Source organism: Clostridium sp. CX1, from assembly GCF_025398335.1.
Taxonomy (GTDB): Bacteria; Bacillota; Clostridia; order Clostridiales; family Clostridiaceae; genus Clostridium_AM; species Clostridium_AM tanneri.
The window spans coordinates 302717-324361 of the sequence record NZ_JAODOO010000001.1 but is presented as its reverse complement, the minus strand read 5'-3'; the positions used below and the strand labels follow the sequence as shown (position 1 = coordinate 324361).

Annotated in this window: 23 protein-coding genes; 2 read left to right on the top strand and 21 right to left on the bottom strand. The window is 32.9% G+C overall.

Features of this window, described 5'->3' with window-relative positions; translation table 11 throughout:
* Nucleotides 1-8: 8 nt before the first annotated feature.
* The 11 genes from N4T77_RS01490 to N4T77_RS01440 form a co-directional block, all read right to left on the bottom strand.
* Nucleotides 9-1346 carry a sialidase family protein gene (locus N4T77_RS01490; RefSeq protein WP_261669939.1) on the bottom strand — a complete coding sequence of 446 codons (1338 nt, stop codon included), beginning with the start codon at nucleotides 1344-1346 and terminating at the stop codon, nucleotides 9-11.
* A 292-nt stretch (nucleotides 1347-1638) separates the two neighbouring features.
* Nucleotides 1639-2208, bottom strand: coding sequence for a dihydrofolate reductase family protein (locus N4T77_RS01485; RefSeq protein ID WP_261669938.1), 570 nt, complete (start codon nucleotides 2206-2208; stop codon nucleotides 1639-1641).
* A gap of 209 nt (nucleotides 2209-2417) precedes the next feature.
* Entirely contained in the window at nucleotides 2418-3302 is an 885-nt protein-coding gene (locus N4T77_RS01480; RefSeq protein ID WP_261669937.1) for a Virginiamycin B lyase, read from the bottom strand.
* Nucleotides 3303-3954: 652 nt separating this feature from the next.
* Nucleotides 3955-4788, bottom strand: coding sequence for a nucleotidyltransferase domain-containing protein (locus N4T77_RS01475; RefSeq protein ID WP_261669936.1), 834 nt, complete (start codon nucleotides 4786-4788; stop codon nucleotides 3955-3957).
* Nucleotides 4789-4836: 48 nt separating this feature from the next.
* Entirely contained in the window at nucleotides 4837-5004 is a 168-nt protein-coding gene (locus N4T77_RS01470) for a hypothetical protein (protein WP_261669935.1), read from the bottom strand.
* Nucleotides 5005-5045: 41 nt separating this feature from the next.
* Nucleotides 5046-5540, bottom strand: a complete 495-nt coding sequence (locus N4T77_RS01465; RefSeq protein WP_261669934.1) for a nucleotidyltransferase domain-containing protein — start codon at nucleotides 5538-5540, stop codon at nucleotides 5046-5048.
* A 147-nt stretch (nucleotides 5541-5687) separates the two neighbouring features.
* Nucleotides 5688-6212, bottom strand: coding sequence for a VanZ family protein (locus N4T77_RS01460; protein WP_261669933.1), 525 nt, complete (start codon nucleotides 6210-6212; stop codon nucleotides 5688-5690).
* 205 nt (nucleotides 6213-6417) lie between these two features.
* A complete protein-coding gene (locus tag N4T77_RS01455) occupies nucleotides 6418-7278 on the bottom strand; it encodes a hypothetical protein (protein WP_261669932.1) in 861 nt (286 codons plus the stop codon).
* 125 nt (nucleotides 7279-7403) lie between these two features.
* Complete coding sequence (locus tag N4T77_RS01450; RefSeq protein WP_261669931.1) at nucleotides 7404-8135, bottom strand: GTP pyrophosphokinase family protein; 732 nt, start codon at nucleotides 8133-8135, stop codon at nucleotides 7404-7406.
* A gap of 411 nt (nucleotides 8136-8546) precedes the next feature.
* Nucleotides 8547-9311, bottom strand: a complete 765-nt coding sequence (locus tag N4T77_RS01445; protein WP_261669930.1) for a class III extradiol ring-cleavage dioxygenase — start codon at nucleotides 9309-9311, stop codon at nucleotides 8547-8549.
* A 178-nt stretch (nucleotides 9312-9489) separates the two neighbouring features.
* Complete coding sequence (locus N4T77_RS01440) at nucleotides 9490-9750, bottom strand: cupin domain-containing protein (RefSeq protein ID WP_261669929.1); 261 nt, start codon at nucleotides 9748-9750, stop codon at nucleotides 9490-9492.
* 232 nt (nucleotides 9751-9982) lie between these two features.
* On the opposite strand from N4T77_RS01440, the gene N4T77_RS01435 reads away from it, so the two are divergent.
* Nucleotides 9983-10258, top strand: coding sequence for a YmaF family protein (locus tag N4T77_RS01435; protein ID WP_261669928.1), 276 nt, complete (start codon nucleotides 9983-9985; stop codon nucleotides 10256-10258).
* A gap of 83 nt (nucleotides 10259-10341) precedes the next feature.
* Here N4T77_RS01435 and cls read toward each other — a convergent pair whose 3' ends face one another.
* The 7 genes from cls to N4T77_RS01400 form a co-directional block, all read right to left on the bottom strand.
* Nucleotides 10342-11877 (bottom strand): cardiolipin synthase, encoded by a 1536-nt coding sequence (gene cls / locus N4T77_RS01430; protein ID WP_261669927.1) that lies wholly within the window; start codon nucleotides 11875-11877, stop codon nucleotides 10342-10344.
* A gap of 154 nt (nucleotides 11878-12031) precedes the next feature.
* Entirely contained in the window at nucleotides 12032-12454 is a 423-nt protein-coding gene (locus N4T77_RS01425; RefSeq protein ID WP_261669926.1) for a PPC domain-containing DNA-binding protein, read from the bottom strand.
* Between the two features lie 200 nt (nucleotides 12455-12654).
* On the bottom strand, nucleotides 12655-13170 hold the full coding sequence (locus N4T77_RS01420; protein ID WP_261669925.1) for a CBO0543 family protein: 516 nt from the start codon (nucleotides 13168-13170) through the stop codon (nucleotides 12655-12657).
* Nucleotides 13171-13292: 122 nt separating this feature from the next.
* On the bottom strand, nucleotides 13293-14441 hold the full coding sequence (locus tag N4T77_RS01415; protein WP_261669924.1) for an HlyD family secretion protein: 1149 nt from the start codon (nucleotides 14439-14441) through the stop codon (nucleotides 13293-13295).
* Between the two features lie 19 nt (nucleotides 14442-14460).
* Nucleotides 14461-15477, bottom strand: coding sequence for an ABC transporter permease (locus tag N4T77_RS01410; protein ID WP_261669923.1), 1017 nt, complete (start codon nucleotides 15475-15477; stop codon nucleotides 14461-14463).
* Nucleotides 15474-16217 (bottom strand): ABC transporter ATP-binding protein, encoded by a 744-nt coding sequence (locus N4T77_RS01405; RefSeq protein WP_261669922.1) that lies wholly within the window; start codon nucleotides 16215-16217, stop codon nucleotides 15474-15476. Before N4T77_RS01405 ends, N4T77_RS01410 begins: the two co-directional genes overlap by 4 nt.
* 282 nt (nucleotides 16218-16499) lie before the next feature.
* Nucleotides 16500-18419 (bottom strand): [Fe-Fe] hydrogenase large subunit C-terminal domain-containing protein, encoded by a 1920-nt coding sequence (locus N4T77_RS01400; RefSeq protein ID WP_261669921.1) that lies wholly within the window; start codon nucleotides 18417-18419, stop codon nucleotides 16500-16502.
* A gap of 224 nt (nucleotides 18420-18643) precedes the next feature.
* On the opposite strand from N4T77_RS01400, the gene N4T77_RS01395 reads away from it, so the two are divergent.
* Nucleotides 18644-19828: a cation diffusion facilitator family transporter gene (locus tag N4T77_RS01395; RefSeq protein ID WP_261669920.1), complete on the top strand. Its 1185-nt coding sequence runs from the start codon at nucleotides 18644-18646 to the stop codon at nucleotides 19826-19828.
* Nucleotides 19829-19901: 73 nt separating this feature from the next.
* Here N4T77_RS01395 and N4T77_RS01390 read toward each other — a convergent pair whose 3' ends face one another.
* From N4T77_RS01390 to N4T77_RS01380, 3 genes are all read right to left on the bottom strand, one after another.
* Nucleotides 19902-20531 carry a TetR/AcrR family transcriptional regulator gene (locus tag N4T77_RS01390; RefSeq protein WP_261669919.1) on the bottom strand — a complete coding sequence of 210 codons (630 nt, stop codon included), beginning with the start codon at nucleotides 20529-20531 and terminating at the stop codon, nucleotides 19902-19904.
* Between the two features lie 101 nt (nucleotides 20532-20632).
* Complete coding sequence (locus N4T77_RS01385) at nucleotides 20633-21103, bottom strand: hypothetical protein (RefSeq protein ID WP_261669918.1); 471 nt, start codon at nucleotides 21101-21103, stop codon at nucleotides 20633-20635.
* 17 nt (nucleotides 21104-21120) lie between these two features.
* On the bottom strand, nucleotides 21121-21594 hold the full coding sequence (locus N4T77_RS01380) for a hypothetical protein (RefSeq protein WP_261669917.1): 474 nt from the start codon (nucleotides 21592-21594) through the stop codon (nucleotides 21121-21123).
* Nucleotides 21595-21645 lie beyond the last annotated feature (51 nt).

The window sequence follows — 21645 nt, the reverse complement described above, 5'->3', positions numbered from 1 at the left end:
ATTTATAATTAACCTGTTTCTTTAGAAGGCGGCTCCACCAATTCCACAAAACTCCAGGTTTTTCCCCTATCCTCTGATTTGTATTTTGCCATAACAGTGCCTCCCTTGAAATCCCCCTGTTCTCCCTGCCCTACTAAAAGAAACAATTTTCCACTTTCAACATAAGGAGTTTCTGGCTGAATAAAAGGTTCAAGAGTAACATCCATCCATTTTTCCCTGTGAACAGGCAGTATTACCGACTCAAAGGTTTTGCCTCCATCTTCTGTTCTATAAAAATTAGTAGCCGCACCGTCCACCTTTGGATAACTTATAAAACCCAGATTTTCATCTACAAAACCTGCTGACTGTAAAAGCCAGGTGCTAGGTCCATCCCCAACCTCTTTCCATGTGTCCCCGCCATTTGTTGTTTTATAGATCATTTGTCCTTCTTGAGACATAGTTCTTCCACTTGTTGCAATGACATAACCTACTGTAGCTGTTGGAAAACTGCAAAACTTCACTCTTGTACTATCTAAGGATTTACTTATTTCAGATGTTTTCCAAGTGATTCCACCGTCCTCTGAATGGATCATCATAAGAGGATGGTCTCTAGTGCCTCCATAAACAAAGGCAGTTTTTCCTGGTGTTATCACATAGCTTTTTTCCTGCAACTTATTATAATAAGGCCGTCCGTCTCCAACTGATACCAAGGTTTCCAGTGGGACAGGTACTTCTTTCCATGAACTTCCCTTATTATAGCTTACATAGACCATTTTATTTTCTATCTTATAGGTATATTGCTGATTTTCATAAGGAATTTCAGCTTCATATTTATGTTTATACTCATCTCTTTCTTTCTCACCACTACTTTGATATTTTTCTAAATCATATCCAGCAGGTCTTTGTAATTTAGTTACGGTGTAAGTGAAAGTTCCATCTGAGTTTAGTTCTTCTTTAAACCGTAAAACCCATTGACTTTTAACTCTGTTTTTCTCTATACTCCCATTCCAATTATAGGCACTTCTTTCATCTAATTTCTTTGTAACAATGGAAAAATCAACTTGAATTACATTAGTTTCTTTGATTTCAATACCATCAACAGAATACTCAATTAGCCTTTGATTCCTAGGCACATATTTCCCCCGATATTGCTCAGTATATGCTTCAAGCCACTTTGCTCCCACTACAGTAAGATCTTTTGTATTAACTTTAACAGAGAAGCCTTCTGGTGATTGAAACTTAACCTTACTTTGCTGGTATTTATAATAACCGAAATAACAAGCAGCTAGAATCACTATAACTGTGCAAAACACTGCCCCCACCCTATATAATTTCTTTTTTGGTTCTCTATTACTATTTTCAAACATGTATCTACTCTCCTACCTTAATTTTGGTGCCTTTTCACCTCTATTCTGCTACAACTAACAATATGATTTTTTAACCTAAGCATTCCATGTGCATATGGCACTGTTCCTATTCCACTGCCTAACTACCAATTCTATGGCCTCAGAAAGTTTTTTAATTTATTTTAATGGAATATAATTATAGCGGCAGCTTTATTTTATAAGCCGCCGCTATTTTATTCCCAGTATAGTGGTTTACTTTTTCCTTACCTAACATTACTTGCATATTTTTTATACATGCACTTCATCATAATGATTACTTCAATTCCCTTGGATGATAACAAAGCTGTACCACTCCGGAGGTGAATTTCCTCATATTAACAAGATTAAGTTCTACTCTCTGATTTATATTAAACAAAGGCTTGCCTGATCCCAAAACCACAGGGTGGATAGACAACCTATATTCATCAACAAGTCCTAAATTTATAAAAGTTGTTACAAGACTTGATCCTCCATAAAGCCAAATGTCTTTACCAGGTTCTTTTTTTATTTTTTCTACTTCATGCTGTAAATTTTCCTTTATCAGTGTTGCATTTCCATTAATTTCTGTAAGAGTTTTAGAAAATACATACTTCCTTTTACTGTGAACTAACTTCCAAATTTCTTTTTCCGTATCAGAAACCCCTTCATCTGGAATATATTGTCCCCACAAGTCGTAGCTTTTTCGACCATATAAAATTGTATCTATACTATTCAAAAAATCGGTAAACCCCATATCATCGTCCATTATACACCAATCAACTTCTCCCTTTGGACCTTCAATAAATCCATCCAGAGTCACTGCCAAATCTAACACTATTTTTCTCGAATTTATACTATTTGACATAGAATTTTTCTCCCTTCAAAGGTTCTATTTTAGATTTATTATAACACTACTCTTACAAGTATTATGTGGGAAACTTAAAAATATCTTGTGCCTGCGGGAAAAACAATAAGCTTTAATTAGTTTAAAATTATGCTCTCATTGGAGAGAAACCTCCTTATCTATACAGAACCCTTATTCGGTTCATATTTTTTATGAAAACTACATGGCTTCTAGAAGGTTATCTGCCCTATTTTATCTGACTCCTCGGCAAACCATATTCCTCCGTCTGGTCCAAGTACAAGTCCATGTGGCTCTGACCCTGGTGTAGGTATTTGATATTCTATAAGTTCTCCGGATAAGGTAATCCTACCAATTTTATTACGTCCCCACTCTGTAAACCAGAGGTCCCCATCTTTACCTGAAGCAATTGCATGTGGTTTAGCATTTTCTGTTGGCAGTGGATATTCAACAAATTCGCCGGATGTAGTAATTCTTCCTATTTTGTTTCCCATTATTTCAACAAACCAAAGACAATTATCTGTCCCTTTACAAATTCCAACTGGACCAGAAGCTGCAGTTGGTATGTTAAACTCAGCTATATCCCCCAACCTAGTAATTCTTCCAATTTTATTACCTTGATTCTCTGTAAACCAAAGTGCTTCATCAGGTCCTGATACAATCATTGAAGGAAATGAGCCTTGAGCAGGTAAATCATATTCACTAATTTCTCCGCTAGTGGTAATTCTACCAATCTTGTTACCAGTAATCTCCGTAAACCACATTGCACCATCAGGACCTAAGACTATTCCATATGGTCCTGCATTTGCAGTTGGTATATCATATTCTGTAATTTTACCTTCCATTGTAATTTTCCCTATCTTATTGGCTTTATATTCTGTAAACCATAAGTGACCTTCAGTTCCAATTGCTATAATCGAAAGTCCTGCATCTAAGGTTGGAACTGCATATTCTTTTATTTCACCTTCTGTTGAAATTCTTCCTATTCTGTTACCTGCATTTTCTGTAAACCATATAGCTCCATCAGGTCCTACAGTAATTCCATAAGGTCCTGATTTTTCTATTGGGAGATTATATTCACTTATCTTTATATTCATATACTTATCATCCTTTCATATCTTTAAAAAATAAAAAAACCTTTCCAACTATGAAGTTTCGGAAAGGTTATAAGTATCATCATATATAGTTAACACAAAACAACTATTCTGAATCAAGAATAGTATAATAGCGCTCTATAAAAAGTTAAATATGACATAATTATAATCCTATCCAAAACTTTTAGTAGTTTAGACCAACTCAAAGTAACATATCCTAACATTAAGAGATATGTTCGCTCTTATCTATACTACTGTAAATGCTAAAAACCGGATAAGATTATATGATCATTTTAACTAATCACCTCAAAGCTTTTATTTTAGTACATTTAGATTATATAACTTTTGAATAAAATAAGTCAAGGATCATGTCCTTGAACTTTAATTATATTAGCATTGTGCATAACCATAGTTATTTTCGCTATTATCATTATTCTCAACATCAACTAATAAGTCTTGACCAGGTCACTGTTACTATCTTGTTTTGATGTCATATTATCTACCTCACCGTATCTTCATATATTCATAAGTTTACCGTTTTCTAATAAAGTGAAAAAGTCGCTTTATTTCATTTATTTCTACCCTTAATTTTTTCTTGCTGAAACAATCAACATTATGGGATGGCGAATTTCATCCTCTATCTCTGGAATACCTTTCAAAAGTTATTTATTTCCGATACAATTTGCCTCACTTCATTATAAAGCTTCTCAGTCATGTGGTAGCATTCAAAAGGGGAAAAACCGAGTACTTCAAAAATATAATTAACCCTTTTTGCATATTTTTCAGGCTTATGTTCAAAAGTTTCAAGCAGTTTGATAGCTTTCTTTTCATTGATACAATAAGCATTATTGCATGCGAATAATACTTGGTTTAAACATGAAACTATACGAAAAACATGGCCTGCAATATAATATTTATCGTCTGCTGCCGCATTTGCCTTTACAAACATTAAAGAGAACTCAGCTTCAAACATAAAAAAGTTTATCAAGCTCTTCTTTAAAGCAGTAGGATAAATCTCTGCTTTTTTCTTCAATTCATTAAACACGCTATTTTTGTTATAAAGCACTTTGCTGATTGCTAATTCTCCACGATACATGGCGCTAATATATCCATGGGGATGTCCCGTCTGGTAATTAGCAGTAACAATTCCTTGCTCTGTATCTTTTACTATTTGTTCTACCCGTTTTATATCACGTAAAATTAAATCCACATGATGCCCATTTATGACTAACCATCCGCCGCCATTAACCCAATTACCCCATGCTCCGGGAGGTACAACAAGGTTGCTTCTATGCTCGTCATCCAACTCTGTAGCAAGTTGATTAATAGCATTCAGGTCAAATGATTCTAAATTGTAATAGATTCCAAAATCTATATCTGAATCCTTTGTATGAGTGCCTCTTGCACGTGAGCCTCCCAATACAATGCCTTCTATATAAGGCAAAGATGATAGCTTCTCTGTTACTAATTTAATAATATTATCTACCATACAAATACACTCCTTTGATGTTTATTATTGAAGGTTACACCTAAACTACTATTTTTTCTTTGCGATATAAAATACATAGCTGTAATAATCCTTAAAACGATTATACATGTCTGCTTCAATGAATTCTTTAACCTCATCAACATAATCATATTTTTTCAAGAATGCTTCCGACCATATTACATCAAAAGAACTTTTATCAAAGGCTAAGTTATCCATTATTATTCTCCTCGCAAGATATTTGTGTAACGTATAATATACTATTCTATAATAAGTCTATCAAGATTTTTCATATCGATTTTATCAACTTCTCTAGGCTCATATCCACTATGAAATAATTTTTGAGCCTCAGCAGAAATACATGGAATAATCCTACCTTCAAACACTGCAGTCGAAAACCATTTTGCTTCAAACTCATACCACCCACCTTGTGGATCAGCCTGTCTGGCACTTCCGTCTTCATTTATTATTAAAGGGTGTATATCAATGTATCCCAATTTCAGATGATATAACTCGATACGAGAAGGACTCCAATCAACTACAATCTCATAACCTATTTCTTTCAGTTTATTTAATAAAGTTTCCGTAAACTCTCCGTCAAAATCAACGTCAATATCTCGATGTTCTCTGTTTTGTTTTCCAAGTAAAATATCTATGCCCCATCCCCCATCTATCCAATATCTCATTTCCATACTATCTAATAAATCCAATACTTCTATTAAGTTTTCCTTGGTTACAATTTCTTTTTTATTCATAAAACTCTCCTTAAAATAATTATAATCCCTGTGCTTCAACTGAAATTACTTCATGGTTTTTTCAATTGCCTTTAAATTGCCATTCATTTTGTTCACCCAGTTAAGAAATAAGGTTCCCAGCAATAGCCTATCATTGCAATAAAGCTATTAGAATCTCATTTTCATCATGAATAAATAATATAATATAAGAGGTAATCCGATAGCAGATACTATTGTGATTGCAGTATGTACTTTTTTCTCATCTCGTAATATACACAATAAAAACTTGTACCCTAAAATACCAATCAATCCACCTAAACAATTTAGGATTATATCATCAATGTCTGATGATCCAATACCTAAAAGCCCTTGAATGATTTCAACAAACAAACTCACTATAAATATAAACAACGAATTGGTTATTACTCTTTTATCATTTTTGAATAATAACAAATATGCACCAAGAGGAATAAAGATAACTATATTGCCAATCACATTACCAAAGGCGAATCTTTTTATAGTAGCAGAGTTACTATATATATATTCCTTTATACTATAAAAAGGAATGAGATTGATTGACCTAGGCCCCGAATACGAAATTCTTGATACCAACAATATTTTAATTAGCAAAAGTATGTAACAAATGAAAACACCATATAAAAAGACTATTTCAATTCTCTCTCGTTTATTCATAATACCCCCATTTTTCATTTCATTCTTGCTTGTTCTCACTCATTATTATAGTACTGCAAAGTAAAAATTTATATCATAGTAATTTTATTAATAAAACCTTAAGGTTTTATTAATATAGCTTTAGATTTCCTCCTTGACTCTCAATCCATATATCTAAAAGTTCTTTTAAATCATCAACCTTTTCTTTATCTGTGGAACCTTCCTTTTAAATGCTCCTTCCACTACTCCCCCTAAACAACCTCTTACTTATAGCTCCAGACATTGTTAAAACAATCACATGGTAAAATATATAATACCACGGGTCCCACCATACATATCTTTTCAGTATTCCAATCTTCGTAAGAATTAGCGTAGTGACAAAACTAATACTTGCCATAACCAGATATTTTGATCCTCTGTGTCTCCAGTTGATCTTTATCAATATAGTAAAAATTATTGCTACCACTACATGATAAAGTGAGGCAAAGGCAGTTGTGTCATGGGCATAATCTTTAAACCACCCAGGAAAATAAGCCCTATTAGAAAGCCACATAATAGGAATAATATGCATACAGCCTAAAATCGGTGCAGTGCATAAAAATAAAAATATGGAGTGCTTAATTCCTTTTAATGGCTTTGATATTTGTCTATAAATTACCTTTCCTAAAGGAAAAAATACAAAAAGAAGGCCAAAGGTTGTATACCCTGTTTTCCACCAATTATGTTCATATATATTAAGCCTTAAAAACAGCCACTCAGTGAAAGTTAGAAATGCTGTAAAAAAGCTAATCCAAAGCCAATTCAATTTAAAGACACCTATTAAGGTAGCCAGGGCAGGTACTATTAGTAAGTTTGAAACAAGAGCACCTACATTACTATCATAATAGGAATTATATTTAATTATCTTAGGAAAGTATTGATAGCTGCCCCCAAAAATATAGATTACAGTTTCAATAAGAAAAGCAAATTCAACCATTACCAAGAATAACAATAAAAAACTAGATTTTCTTTTTTTAGAATATATAAAAATTAAAATGCCAAGGCTTATAATTGCCAATCCCATATACCACCAGGAATTAAAATTCATAATAACAACTCCTTTTACTATGGCCTTCTATATAGTATTATTATTTAGAGTTGTTTTATACTTGAGATTGACATAATTTTACCAAGGTCTTTCACCTTAACTAACCTTTAGTGCTGAAAACTCCCTTACCAAACACGTAAAAACTCGTCTGGGAGATAAAAGCTCTTATCGTCAATGAATATTTCCTGTAATTCATATTCAGGATTATCAGCTTCCTTAAAACTGTTAACTGCTTTATTTATGTTCTCCATCTTCTTGTCTAACTGAGCCACTGAAATAGCAGCCTCTCTAAGTTCATCCGTTAGATGCTTAGGTACTTCTTTATTGTATTTATAATAGATTTTATGTTCTAAACTTGCCCAAAAATCCATGCCAATAGTTCGAATTTGTACTTCCACACAGATATCTTCAACTCTGTCAGACATAAAAACAGGAACTTGCAGGATTAGGTGCAGGCTTTGGTATCCATTAGGTTTTGGGTTCTTTATGTAATCCTTACACTTAATAGTTTTTATATCCTTTTGATTTTGAAGCATTTCACTTAACTTGTAAATATCAGATACAAATGAACAAACTATACGAATTCCAGCAATATCCTGAATATTTTCTTTTATAGAAGGCAGTGAAAGTTCATATCCTTTTCTATAAATTTTCTTTAAAATACTTTCCGGTGTCTTTATTCTCGATTTAACATGTTCAATAGGATTATAGTCATGAACATACTGAAATTCCTGCTTTAAAATATCAATTTTTGTATTCAATTCGTCTAAACCAAACTTGTAAGTCATTAGAAATCTAGTCAATTCTGTCTTTAATATTCTCATATGTTTTAAACTTAGTTCCCTTTTTTCTTCCATCTTCTTACTACATTCCTTTCTTCATCTACCTGTAAATAGCACTAAATTCTAAGCCTTCTATTTCTAAACTATACCATAAGTATACAAAGTAATTGTTAAGTATTCCTAAACTTACACTAAATTATCTATTAAATCTACTTAAGTCTACATTATAAAGCTGTAATTATATAAATACTGTAAACTAATATATTAATTAGCGGAATTTAGTAATTCTCTGTCTCTATTATACCATAGAAGTTGTTGTCCTCTATTCATCATTCTAAGCTTTTATTCTTACACTTGATTAATAAGTGTCTTACTTTGTTACATAAATATAGCCTTCTCTATTGCTAGAAAAGGCATTGTTACATATTATTATATATATTATTTTTTATCTACTTTCACAAATCCTGAACATACTTTTACATTACATTAAAACTCAAAGCATATATAACTTAAGGTTCCATATACATAACTTTGATGTAAAAGCTTTGGGTTATGATTATTTCCACTTCCCATGGCTATAAACATAGGAACTATATGCTCTTCACGAGGTACAGCAAGTTTTGCATAGGGTGCTAACTGTCTATAATTAAACAAAACTTCCCTGTCATTATTTTCTACCTTTTCTATAAGCCAGTTGTCGAATTCCACTGCCCATTCTTCAGCTTTTTCTGAATTCCAGTCCACTGTAGAAAGATTATGAACAGTTGAGCCGCTTCCTATCACTAAGATATCTTCTTTCCCCAGTTCCCTAATTGCTTCTCCTATTTCATATTGTTTTTCCATTGATAACTCAGGGTTTACAGATACTTGAATAACAGGTATGTCTGCTTTTGGAAACATTAAATAAAGCACATCCCAGGCACCATGATCTAATCCCCTATTTTCATCAAGCTTACTCTCAATGCCATGATCCCTTAACATGGATTGCAACTTTGAAGCTACATCTACAGAACCTTGAGCAGGATATTTTATAGAGTATAATTCTTTTGGGAACCCATAAAAATCATATATCATATCATAAGTACTGTCTAAAGAGGAAATTGTGGTGATTTCGCTTTCCCAGTGTGCTGTAAATATGACTATAGCTTTAGGATTTAGTTTTTTCCCTAAGTCTTTAAGAAAATTAGTGTATTCATTTTTTTCCACCACAAGTGTTGGTCCTCCGTGGCATAAAAATAGCGAAGAAATCATTTTTTCACTTCCCTTTGTCTCTCATCATTTAATCATATCATTCTTATTTTATTCTGTGCTCAGGCCTATTTATTATTCATTTAATTGGAAGTACAATTACTCCACAAGATATTATTAATCCTTTTATCTAATAATAAAAAAACCTATTTCTTAACAGCGCTAAGAAATAGGGTGTTTATTATTCCACAACTGGAACTAAAAAAGAAGTTACATAGAGATTACTGTCTGTTCTAAGTGCATGCATTTCTCCCGCTGGAACAATAAATTCTCTTCCAACTGCAAGTTTTACCTCTTTATCTTCTAATACTCCAAAGCCCTCCCCTTTTATGCAATAAAAAATTTCATCATGCTTCGGGTGGTTATGTAATGCTACTTTTTTCTGAGCATCTATATGATATACATTTGTCACTATACCTTCTTTGATATCTTGTAAATTCATAATTAATTCCTCCTCAGAATATATTCCTTAAGCCAATGTAGTTTTCAATAATATCTTATCATATATTTTTACTGTCATCTACTTAATAAGAGGGAGCAAATGGAGCCTTCACTATTAGCTCCCTCCTTAGTTATCCTTTTTTATTGCACTGTATTTATGAGAATATTAAAGCACAAAACACAACATATGTCACATATTATATAAGTGTGAGCAATATTAATGGAGTGTAAAAATGTACCATACTCATTATTATTCAGGCTATACTTCAGTTAACGACAGGCACAGTCATGGATATTCTGGAAAAACCTCTCCAGCACCTACAGGAGTGCGTCATATTCATTATATAACAGGATATACGGACTTTGCTGATGGACACAGACACTATTATACAATGCAAACAAGTCCTGATTATCCAGTGCCTGGCGGACATATTCATTTTATTTCAGGTCCGACCTATATAACCGAGCAGCACTATCACTTTATTAAAGACAGAACAAGCGAAGACTAAATCGTTGTATACCGAAGATGGGAAAAAGTAGTGGGCCTTACAGCCACCTATGAGGCTCACTATTTTAAAATACATCCTCAAGCTTACATTAAGGGAGCAAAAATACGTAATACTGACCTTGCTAGTGCCTTATACCATTTAACATCTTTGAAGTCCTCTACTGTAATTTGTCTGCACATTTTTAAAGTACTAAGAAAGTCTTCCTTAATATTTACAATACCCTCAGAATTATACAGCCAAACACCACATTCAAAATGTAAATATAAGCTTCTAAAATCCATGTTTATGGTACCAACAACAGCATATTCATCATCTGCTACATAGGTTTTTGAATGAATAAACCCTGGAGTATATTCATAGATTTTAACTCCACTATCCACAAGAACTTTATAATAGGATTTGCTTACCTCATGAACATACCATTTGTCTGCATAATGAGGAGTAATTATACGAATATCCACTCCCCCTTTAGCTGCGGATGATAGTGCAGTTATCATTTCATTATCTATAATTAAATAAGGTGTAGTTATATAAAGGTATCTTTTTGCTTTGTTTATTAAGTTTAGATACACTATTTGACCAACAGTTTCATCATCTAATGGGTTATCTGTAAAAGGTTGGATATATCCATCTTTCTCCTGTGCCTTATGTGGTAAATTGTCATTCTTGAATTGGTTAAAATCCTCATAGGTTCCTCTAAGATAACCCCACATTGTTAAAAACATTACAGTGAGACTCCATACAGCCTCCCCCTTAAGCATTATAGCTGCATCCTTCCAATGACCGTGTTTTCTAAATTCATTTATGTACTCATCAGCCAGGTTAACGCCTCCTGTAAAGCCTGTGTGTCCATCAATTATTGCGATTTTACGATGATCCCTGTTATTCAATCTTGAAGACAATACAGGAATTAAAGAATTAAAAATACAGCACTTAATGCCCATTTCTTCAAGCTTTTTGTCATACCTATGGGGCAAAGTAAATATACAGCCTGCATCATCATAGATAACACGAACATCTACACCGGCAGCTGCTTTTTCTACTAGTATATCCAGTATGCTATTCCACATAACACCTTCTTCAATAATAAAGTATTCCAGAAATATATAATGTTCTGCTTTTTTTAGTTCTTCCTTCAGCCTTTCAAATTTCAATTCCCCAATTGCAAAATATTCCGTTATTGTATTCTTAAAAGGAGGGGAATAGGCATAATTTTGAATGTATCTGGACTGATTAGCAGCAGTTTCACTTTTTAATTTCATCTCTTCTAAAATAGATTGCTGTGGCTTAAGGGAATCCTTAGTCTTATCTACTATAGATTTCATTTTCTTCCTTTGTCTTTCGCTTAGTTTGTTGCCACGGTAAAAAATATAAAATAGCCCTCCAAAGATAGGAAAGAGCAGTATAGGTATTATCCAAGCAATCTTATATGCCGGATTCATATTTTTATTAATAATCCATAATAGAGCAGCTACACTTATAAATATACTTGCTCCATAGAAGATTGCAAAATAGTTATAAAACTTTAAAATTGCAGCTATTATAACTAAAAGTTGTATTAATATTGCTAAAAATACGAAAGCAACTCTGTGAAATAAAAATTTTTTAACAAATCTCATTTTTCTCATCTCTCTAAAATTACTATTTTGATATAGCTTTAACTATAAATATGGATAAAATTAAAGAAGCAGTTACCCTATTAGGAATACTGCTCTTTTATAGTATAACTATTCTATAATCTATTGTATATATCTTAACATATTAGTGTATAATTTATTTTAATTCAAAAATATTTAATCCTGAGTTGTCGTCAAACTGTCTTCCTATTTCTCCATCCACTTCTGTTAAAAGCATTTCACAAGTTCCACTTATCCAAGCTTCATTTAAATGACCGCCATAAGCTTTATACTCTTCGTCACTGACAGTTATATGTAAGTGAATGTATACTTCACCATCTTTTCTTGATACATTTCCAGTAAGATTTGTAATTTCAAAATCTCCACTTAAAGTTTCTGAATGATAAACCTTTGTATTTGTATTAAAAAGTCCAATCTTAACCTTATCTGCAGCACCAATTGCACTTATAAAGCCAGCCTTTATATTGTTTTTTTCACATATTTCTTTAATATTGCTTACGATTTCTTCACCTTTATCTATTCTTATAACCCAATTTGAACCTAATTTTTTACAAATCATTTTTATCCCCTCACTTTTCAGTTTTAACATAATTAATTGAAGCTATGTATGCAACTTCTTGTAAGCTTTGTTGAATCTTTCATTCAGCTTAAAGGAAAAATTGCCATCTTTTACCTCATTACTTTTATTATACAAGAACTTGCCTTTAGAAACAACTTATTTTCCTTTTAACAGCTTCTATTCATTTATTAACTAAAAGATTACTTCTGTAAAAAAGGGATGTTAAAGATTTTCATTATAAATCCAAGAAGAATAAAAGCGATAATCCATGCTAAAATAGGGTTCTTATGGTGAATAATCAGTGAAGGAAATACAACAACATTGTGAAGTAAGGACCACCATATATTCCAGCCATTATAATTCTTCTGCATTCCAATGGAAGTTGTAAATAATTCTATGCTTATATAAATAGCAACCCATAATGCTATATAAGCAACCTTATGTGATAACTTTTTAGGAAGATTAGATAGAAATAGTAGTGTAGTTGCAAAAAATATTGTAAATATTATAAATAGCTCATTTATAGCAGGTACTATAAGGTCAGGTTGAAATTTCCATAAAGGTTTATCGCAAAAGACCAGGTGGTAAATAAGATTTCCCATGCCAAAGAACAACATAGTGGGATAATATCTCTTCCAGTTTTTTAAGTCCCCCCATTTATATGCACTTGTAATCCATAATGAAGCCATTGTTATTCGTATTAATGTATACCTCATAGCAAATCTCCTTTAACAAATATCAACTATAGTTTTCTGCAAAATGTCAGCAGTTATTCAAAAATGCATAATATTCGTCATGAAGACTTAATCTATAGAGAAGGTTTACCTTTATCCGATGACTACTTTAAAGGAATTTGAGCTTCTCCAGTCATTCCAGACTTTAATATTCCTTTGCTGTCCTTTATGGCAATCTTTATCTTAGTAGCTATGTGCTTTCCTTCTGAGGTAGATTGTTTATCCTTAGGTGTGTATTCATTTTTTAAAGCAATATAACTAATCTTACCAGTTTGAGTACCAATGGAGGTCTTTACTGTTAAAGGCTGATTGTAATAAATTTTACCTAGATATTCATCTGGTATATAACAAAGCAGGTATAAATCATCTTTAATAGCTATATCTGCAATATTGCTTCCTACATTAACTATATCACCTAATTGAAAATTCTTACTTACTATAATTCCGTCAGCTAAAGCTACAATGCTGCAGTTATTTAAATTATTTTCAGCCTGATTTAATTGTGCAATGGTTTGATCTAAATCTCCCTGTGCTGCTTCAATAGCTTCTTTTGTTGCCCCACTTTTAAGTAAATTGACCTGTGCCTCTGCTGCATCATAATTTGCCCTTGCCTTATCAATTTCTTGAGGAGTGGAACCATTTTGTAATAAAGCTAACTGTTGTTTTGAACTTTCTAATTGATACTGTACAGTAGAAAGTTGTTTTGAGGTTGTATCTAATTTATATTTAGCATCATCTAATTCACTTTTTGATACTGCACCTACCTGGTACAGTTTTAGAGTATTGTTATACTGTGTGTTTATATGGTCATAGGTTAACTTTGTAGAGTTTAAAGCTTCTTCAGATATTGAAACAGTATTTTTAGCCTGTTCTATTTGTTCAGCTCTGTTACCAGAGGTTAAAAGATCTACCTGTGCCTTTGCTGCACGAGCCTGTGCCTCTGCCTGCTCTATTTGTTCTGGACGAGTTCCTGACTTTAACTCCTCCAGCTTTGCTTTTTTCATATTAACCACTGCCTGCAGCCCTTCAACAGTATATTTCTGATTTGTATTATCTATTACAGCTATAACTTCACCTTTTTTTACTGGTTGTCCCTGTTCTTTTTTCATTTCTATAATCTTCCCTGCAACAGTACTATTTGCTGATATAATATTATTTTCAATATCCCCTTTTAAGGTTAAAGTACCTGACTTTGAAGAACAGCCTGTGGTAATAAGAGCAGCGGATAAAAGGCATATAAATAATTTTTTCATAAAATTTCACCTCATTTACTTATATTTTTCTGTATTTCTTAAGAGCCAATATATTTGCTATGATGAAAAATATACAAATTCCTATTAGAACAAAGACATCCACTCTAATAGAATTCCAGCCCTTTCCTCTTATCATAATATTTTTAAGAGCATCTGCTATGTACCATAGAGGTGTAAACCTTCCAATAGCCTGCAGCCATGGCTCCATAGTACTTAAATCAAATAGCCCAGAAAAAAACACCTGTGGCACCACAATTATTGGTATGAATTGAATCATCTGCAATTCATTACTAGCAAAGGCAGATATAAATGTACCTATGGTAAGAGCAACCATTGCAGTTAATATTGTTATTATAAGTACCAAGGCAAAGGAGCCTATCATCATCATATTGAGAATATTAATTGAAAACCAAGCTATAAGTGCAGACTGTATTATAGTAAAGGCTCCAAAGCCTAGTAAATAACCTATAACAATTTCCCACCGCTTTATAGGTGTAGCAAGAAGTCTCTCTAAGGTACCGCTGGTACGTTCGTTAAGAAAGGCAACTCCTGCTATTAAAAAGACAAAGAAGAATACAAAGAAACCAATAAGTATAGGTCCAAAGTTATCGAAGGAAGCCATATCCTCATAACCATATAAATAAGTAATATCTGGCTCAGTAGAAGGCATTAACTGCTGGGTTGCCCCTTGCACCGACATAATGACAGCCTTGTTTTTAGTTGGGTCACTGCCTTCTAATTTTATTTTGGGAACTCCTCTTTCGAAATTAATTATTGCATCAACCTTTGAAGAGGTTAGTGCTTCATAAGCACTGCTCTCATCATACCTAATTATCCTTACATCGTCCTCCTCTAGTTTATTAACCAGATTAAGAGGTGCGTTAACTACTCCAATCTTTGGATGGTAATCTGTACCGTTAAAGACAAAGGACATTAAGGTTAATACTAGTATTGGTGCAAAAATCATTAGACCAATAGTACGCTTATCATGAGCTAGCTGAAGCAAGATTCTAATCATAACTGCTTTTATTCTCAATTTCCTTCACCTCCGTAGTACAAGAATGCCTCCTCAATATTAGATGAACCAGTGGCAGCTTTAAGCTCCTCTGGGGAACCTACCGCAATTAATTTGCCATCACGAATCATTCCAAGGTTGTTACACTTCTCAACTTCATCCATTACGTGGGTAGTAACAATTATGGTAGTACCTCTATTTTGCAGCTTGTAGAGTTCTTCCCATATAGACTTACGGAGAACAGGGTCAATACCAACGGTAGGCTCGTCCAGTATCAAAATTGGAGGTTCATGAAGTAGTGCAATGGCAAGAGATAGACGTCGTTTCATACCACCGGAATACTGTTTCACCTGTTTCTTTAAATGCTCTGACAAATTTACAAGCTCCATAACTTCCTTAATTCTCTCCCTTTGCTTTTCCTTTGTAAGATTATACATAGAGGCAAAAAACTTCAGATTTTCTTCTGCAGTAAGTTCTCCGTATAGTGCATCTGACTGTGCCATGTATCCTATTTTACTCATCATTGAAAGCTTTGGCATTTTTTCCTCTAGTACAAATACCTCTCCACTGGTAGGACTGTCAACTCCGGCAATCATTTTTACCAAGGTTGTCTTACCAGACCCTGAAGGGCCAAGCAATCCTAAAATTTGAGAATAAGGTACTGCTAGAGTAATATCAAAAAGTACTTGTTTTTCTCCGAAAGCTCTATTAACCTTTTCAATTCTAATACAGGGCGAACCTGTAATTTTTTTATTTTCCATGGATTCACTCCTCTCTAGAAAAAACTATATTATATAAAGCTAATCTAATTGATATGATTTTTATTAAAATTAATGAACGATGTGTCTATTATTTCTATGTAATCATTATAATTTAGTGTACACCTATGTTCAATAAACAGAATATCTATATGTGACTATTAATAGACAGATTCTTAAAAATTGTCTATTTTTTAAATGCAAAACTAAACCTCGAATTTCTCCGAGGTTTAAATATCAAGTCAAAACTGCAGTTTTATAACAAGGTATGACTTCAAATATGTTTTATTTTCTTAATAGATCTCTATTTAACTTTTCTGCTTCCGATACAATATGTTCTGTAGTAGAGGTCAGCTCCTCCACTGAGGCACTTGTCTCCTTTGCAGCAGCAAGTACATTTTCAATATTAGTGCTTACTCCATTTATAGAAGTTCCTAGGATGTCTATCAGTGAAACAATACTATCTAGAGCTGACTGTACTTTTTCATTATTTTCAGTAGCCATTGACACCGTATCCTTCGTTTCTTCTGCAAGGTTTCTTACCTCTGAAGCTACTACTGCAAATCCCCGGCCGGCCTCTCCAGCTCTGGCAGCTTCAATACCAGCATTAAGGGACAATAAATTTGTTTGAGAAGCAATTCCCATTATAACCTCTGACATCTGTAAGTAACCATGGAAGCTAAGTCTTAAATTACCTACCTCATCTACCGCATCCTTTGAGGCTTTGTCTATAAATTTCATTTTCTCCGTTACATTTGTCATATCCTGAGCTGTGTTATCAGTAATTGTAGTTAGTTCATTTAGAGCATTGTATATAGAAGATATATTGTTATTTAACTTGTCCAAAAATTCTTGTTGAAGTACTGAAACCTCCTGAGTTTTAGATAGTAAGGTTTCAACCTTCTTATGCTCTTCAATGGTTTTTTCATGCTCTTCAAGAACTTTCTTTCTATTATATTCAAGACAATTTTCCACCACATTGTTCCCCTGTGCAATTGCAACGGCCATAGACCTGCAATTCTTATATCCGCAAGCGGAGCAGTCAATAGTTCTTTCTTCCTCAGTAAACTTAAGAAGGCTCCTAAAACTATTGTTTATTTCCTCCTCAGACAACCTGGCTTTTGAGGATCTGTCACTGTAAGTCACTTGGAAGTCAGCCATTTTCAATATTCTATTAAAGCTTTTAACCATATCCATTAGTAAGGATTTCTTGAAAACACTCTTTTTTCTGGAGTGTATTTCTTGAGTTTTCTTTAACAGCAAAGCATCCATTTCATCTATTGTGAAGGTCTTCTCAGTGGCAGTGCCCATTGCACATCCCTCTGAACAATTTAGTATATCAACTAGCAGTGGTAAATTATAAGGTCTCTTATGTAACTCATTTAGATACTCCTGTACCAGATGAGGACCTTCTATTCTCTTAATGTGAAAACCTTTTCCAAAAACCTGCTCAACAGATTCTTTTAGTCCTCCCGGAGTAGGATACCAAAATCCAACCAGACTTTCTGGTGAGTCAAAATCAGCTTCCTCTGAGGAGCCTCCTTCTGCATTATAAATAGTCATTAGATTTTTAAAGGTTACATTGTAGTCAATAGCACCATGTCTCTGAAACTCATCAACCTTTCCAATACAAGGTGAAATAGCAGCAATCTTCCCTTTAAAATTATCATATTTCTTTAGATAAACCGCTGCACAGTGCATTGGAGAACCTATTGGGCTTAAATAAGGTATTAAGTTTGGATAGTATCTTTCTATGCTGTTTACTATTACTGGACAGGGCTGAGCAATAACTGACTTTAGTCCCTTCTCCTTAATAGCATTAATGTACAGTACAGTAGTAATATCAGCGCCAAAGCTTACGTCATATATAAGCTTTACACCCTTCTTTTTTAGCCAAGCCAAAACCTTTTTATATTCCTTAGGATAATTTAACATAAATGCCGGCGCTATAATTACAGATATTTCTTGCCCTTTTTTTAACGCTTCAGTAAAGCTGTTAGTATCATCTAGATACACTCTAGCATTATGTGGACATTGCTTTATACATTCCCCGCAGGAAACACAATTTTCCTGATTAACATTAATTTTTAACTTCCCCTCTTTATTTATTACTTTATTTGCAAGAAATTGAGGACAGGAACGAATACACTTATTGCATCCTTCACATCTATCCTCCAAAGAAACTATTAACTTTTCCCTCAACATATACTTTCCTCCCTATTGAAGTACATATCCTAAAGTTAAATGAATATTTTATAACTCCCCTTTTATAAATCCCCTACAGTATATATTCTATGAACTTACTGCAAATCCTTTTATTAGACAACTACTCTTGTGAGAGTAAAGTTTTACTTATAACGGATGTCACATTGTGGTAAGATATATATGGTACATTGTATTTAATCATAATTTTCAAATGAGGTGTGGTAATGGTTTCAGATTTATTGATAAAAAAATTTGTAAAAAACTACTCTGATGTTAAAAACAAAAAAGTTAGAGAAAGATATGGATACCTTGGTGGTATAATAGGAATCTTAGTAAATATACTTCTCTTTGGAATTAAATTTACTGTAGGAACACTTGTAAATAGTATTGCTGTAACTGCTGATGCCTTTAATAATCTCTCTGATGTAGGCTCTTCCCTGGTAACTATCTTTGGCTTTAAGCTCTCTAATAAGCCTGCAGATAGGGAACATCCTTTTGGACATGGCAGGATAGAATATATTTCTGGATTAATAGTGGCATTTTTAGTATTGTTAATAGGTTTTGAATTTATTAAAAGTTCCTTTGAGAGAATAAAAAATCCTACTCCAGTAGAGTTCTCTGTAATTCCCTTTGTTCTGCTGTTAGTTTCTATATTATTCAAGATATGGCTTAGCAGATTCTATAAGAATATAGGTACTAAAATAAATTCCTCTGCCCTTAAAGCTTCAGGAGTAGATGCCATTAGTGATGTAGTTTCTTCTTCAACGGTGGTGCTCTCCCTTTTTATTTCTAGATTTACTTCACTGCCTATAGACGGATACATAGGCATGGTTGTTTCCGCTGTTATTCTTTACGCTGGATATAACTTAATAAAGGATACACTAGACCCTCTTCTTGGTGCTGCTCCAGATAAGGAACTGGTAGAAGATATTCAAAGAATGATCTTAGATTATGACCACATAGATGGAGCCCATGATTTGCTAGTTCATAACTATGGGCCTGGAAGAATTATTGCTTCTATTCACGCAGAGGTACCTTCAAATATATCAGTAGTTAAAATTCATGAGATTATAGACAGAGCAGAGAAAGAAATATCCGCTGCTCTAGACATATACTTGGTAATACACATGGACCCTGTTACTACTGATGATGAGGAAATATTGGCTGCCAGAGAAGAGCTTACAGAAGCTTTAAAGACTATTCCTATAGTAAAATCCTTTCATGATTTTAGAGTTGTAGGAGAAGGGGAAAAGAAAAATTTAATTTTTGACGTAGTAATCGATGCAGATCATACACTTACTAAAGCTGAAGAGCTTGATTTACAGAAAAATATAAATGTTCAACTGAAGAAATTTCATCCTGAGCATAATGCAATTATAACTGTAGATAAGGATTATTTAGGAGTGTAGATAATTTCTTAAAATTAAAGAACTCTTATCACTATAGGTTAATGGTGATAAGAGTTCTTTAATTATTATATATCTAGTCATCAGATAAGTGTATTTTATTATTTAGCCCTACCACCTTCAAAGGACCAAGTAAAAACATTTTGGATAATATTGCTGCCATCTCCTCTGGAGATTCTTCCATACCATTTTCAAGCCACTGTTGAAGTACACCTAAATGGGCTGAAATTATGTATGACACAAAATAGTTTTTTGGAATTAACATATTTTCCGGGTTAAAAGTTTTAATCAGCTTCTTTTCAAATATAGTAGTCTCCATAAACTTCTTAATCTTTGCTTGAAACTTAGAATCCCCTTTTGGACCTAAAATCCCCTTCATCAACATTGAATTTTCCTTAAAGTATTCAAATATTTTTATTACAAAGGGCATAGGTTCTCTTATAGCATCTATGTTCATAAAATCTGTAGAATCGATGATCTTTATTTTCTCATAAAGTTCTTGCATTACTTCATTTTCCACCTGTTCTAGCAAATCATACTTGTCCATATAGTGAAGATAAAAGGTTCCCCTATTTATATTAGCTCTTGTAGTTAAATCAGTAATTGATATGTCATTAAAGCCTTTTTCCTGAATTAACTCTGACAAAGCCTTTCTTATCATCTCTTTTGTTCGTATAGTCCGTCTATCATTGGACGATTTTGACATTTTCCTTCTCCTTCTATGCAGGTATTTTTAGTAAGCAGTCTTGTGTATATTACAATGTACATTATAATATACACAAAGAAGATTAATCAACATAATGTCTTTTAATTTTTCTCTCTATGTAACTTAAAATAGAGAATAAGAAGAATAGAGTATACCATTAAATATATAGGAAAAGAAAATTCTATCTTATATCCATTTTTATAATGAAATACCCCTAACCTATGTCCTATCCATTCAACTCCTATAGACATTATTGCTAAAGCTAAAACATACAAGGTTACATATTGTTTTTTTAATTTAAATTTATCAAAAAAATAAGCAATAAGATAACTAAAGGAGCCATATGAGGTGTAAAGTAAAAAATCAATTATTTCATATTTTGAATTATTATTATCATCATAGTAGTCTAAAGTAGGACCACCTAATATAAAATCAAAGGTAACACCAGCTACAGCTATTCCATATAAGATGAATATTATTGATATAAATAAGGGAAATCGTTTAGGCAGCAGAAAAACTAAAATATAAAATGCTAATAATGCTATTACAAACCATTCATTTTTATTAAACATATTAGTGTCATAAGTAATCATTTATACATTGCACCTCTTTTTTCAAGGGTACCTAATCCTTTATTAAGCACTAGAGATATTAAAATATAAAAAGAATTTAGAAGTATAGAGAAGAGGTAGCTCCATTTTGCATAGGTATAGAGCCTTAATTCTATATTAATAGCTTCTAATATTGCAGTTAGTGCTATTAGTAAAATTGTCAATACTGCCTTTTTTAAATGTGTATCTGCTGTATTAAACTTATCAATAAAGATTATTATCAGAAAGGGGGTTATTGCACATACATATAAACAAAGTGCCAAGAATTTAATTTTATCTTCAGTCAGCTTAATTAATTCCATATTTAGACTAATACTGAAAATTATGTTTACCTCCACAATAACCAGTATCATACAAATTATTATACCTTTTATTACCTCGTGTTTTTCTGTACCTGTTATATAGTAAGTGATAACTAACCAGGAAACTGTAATATATAATACTAGAACCATAGGATACCTCTCAAGTTTATCTAGAAAATTTTGTTATAGCTATAGTATTAC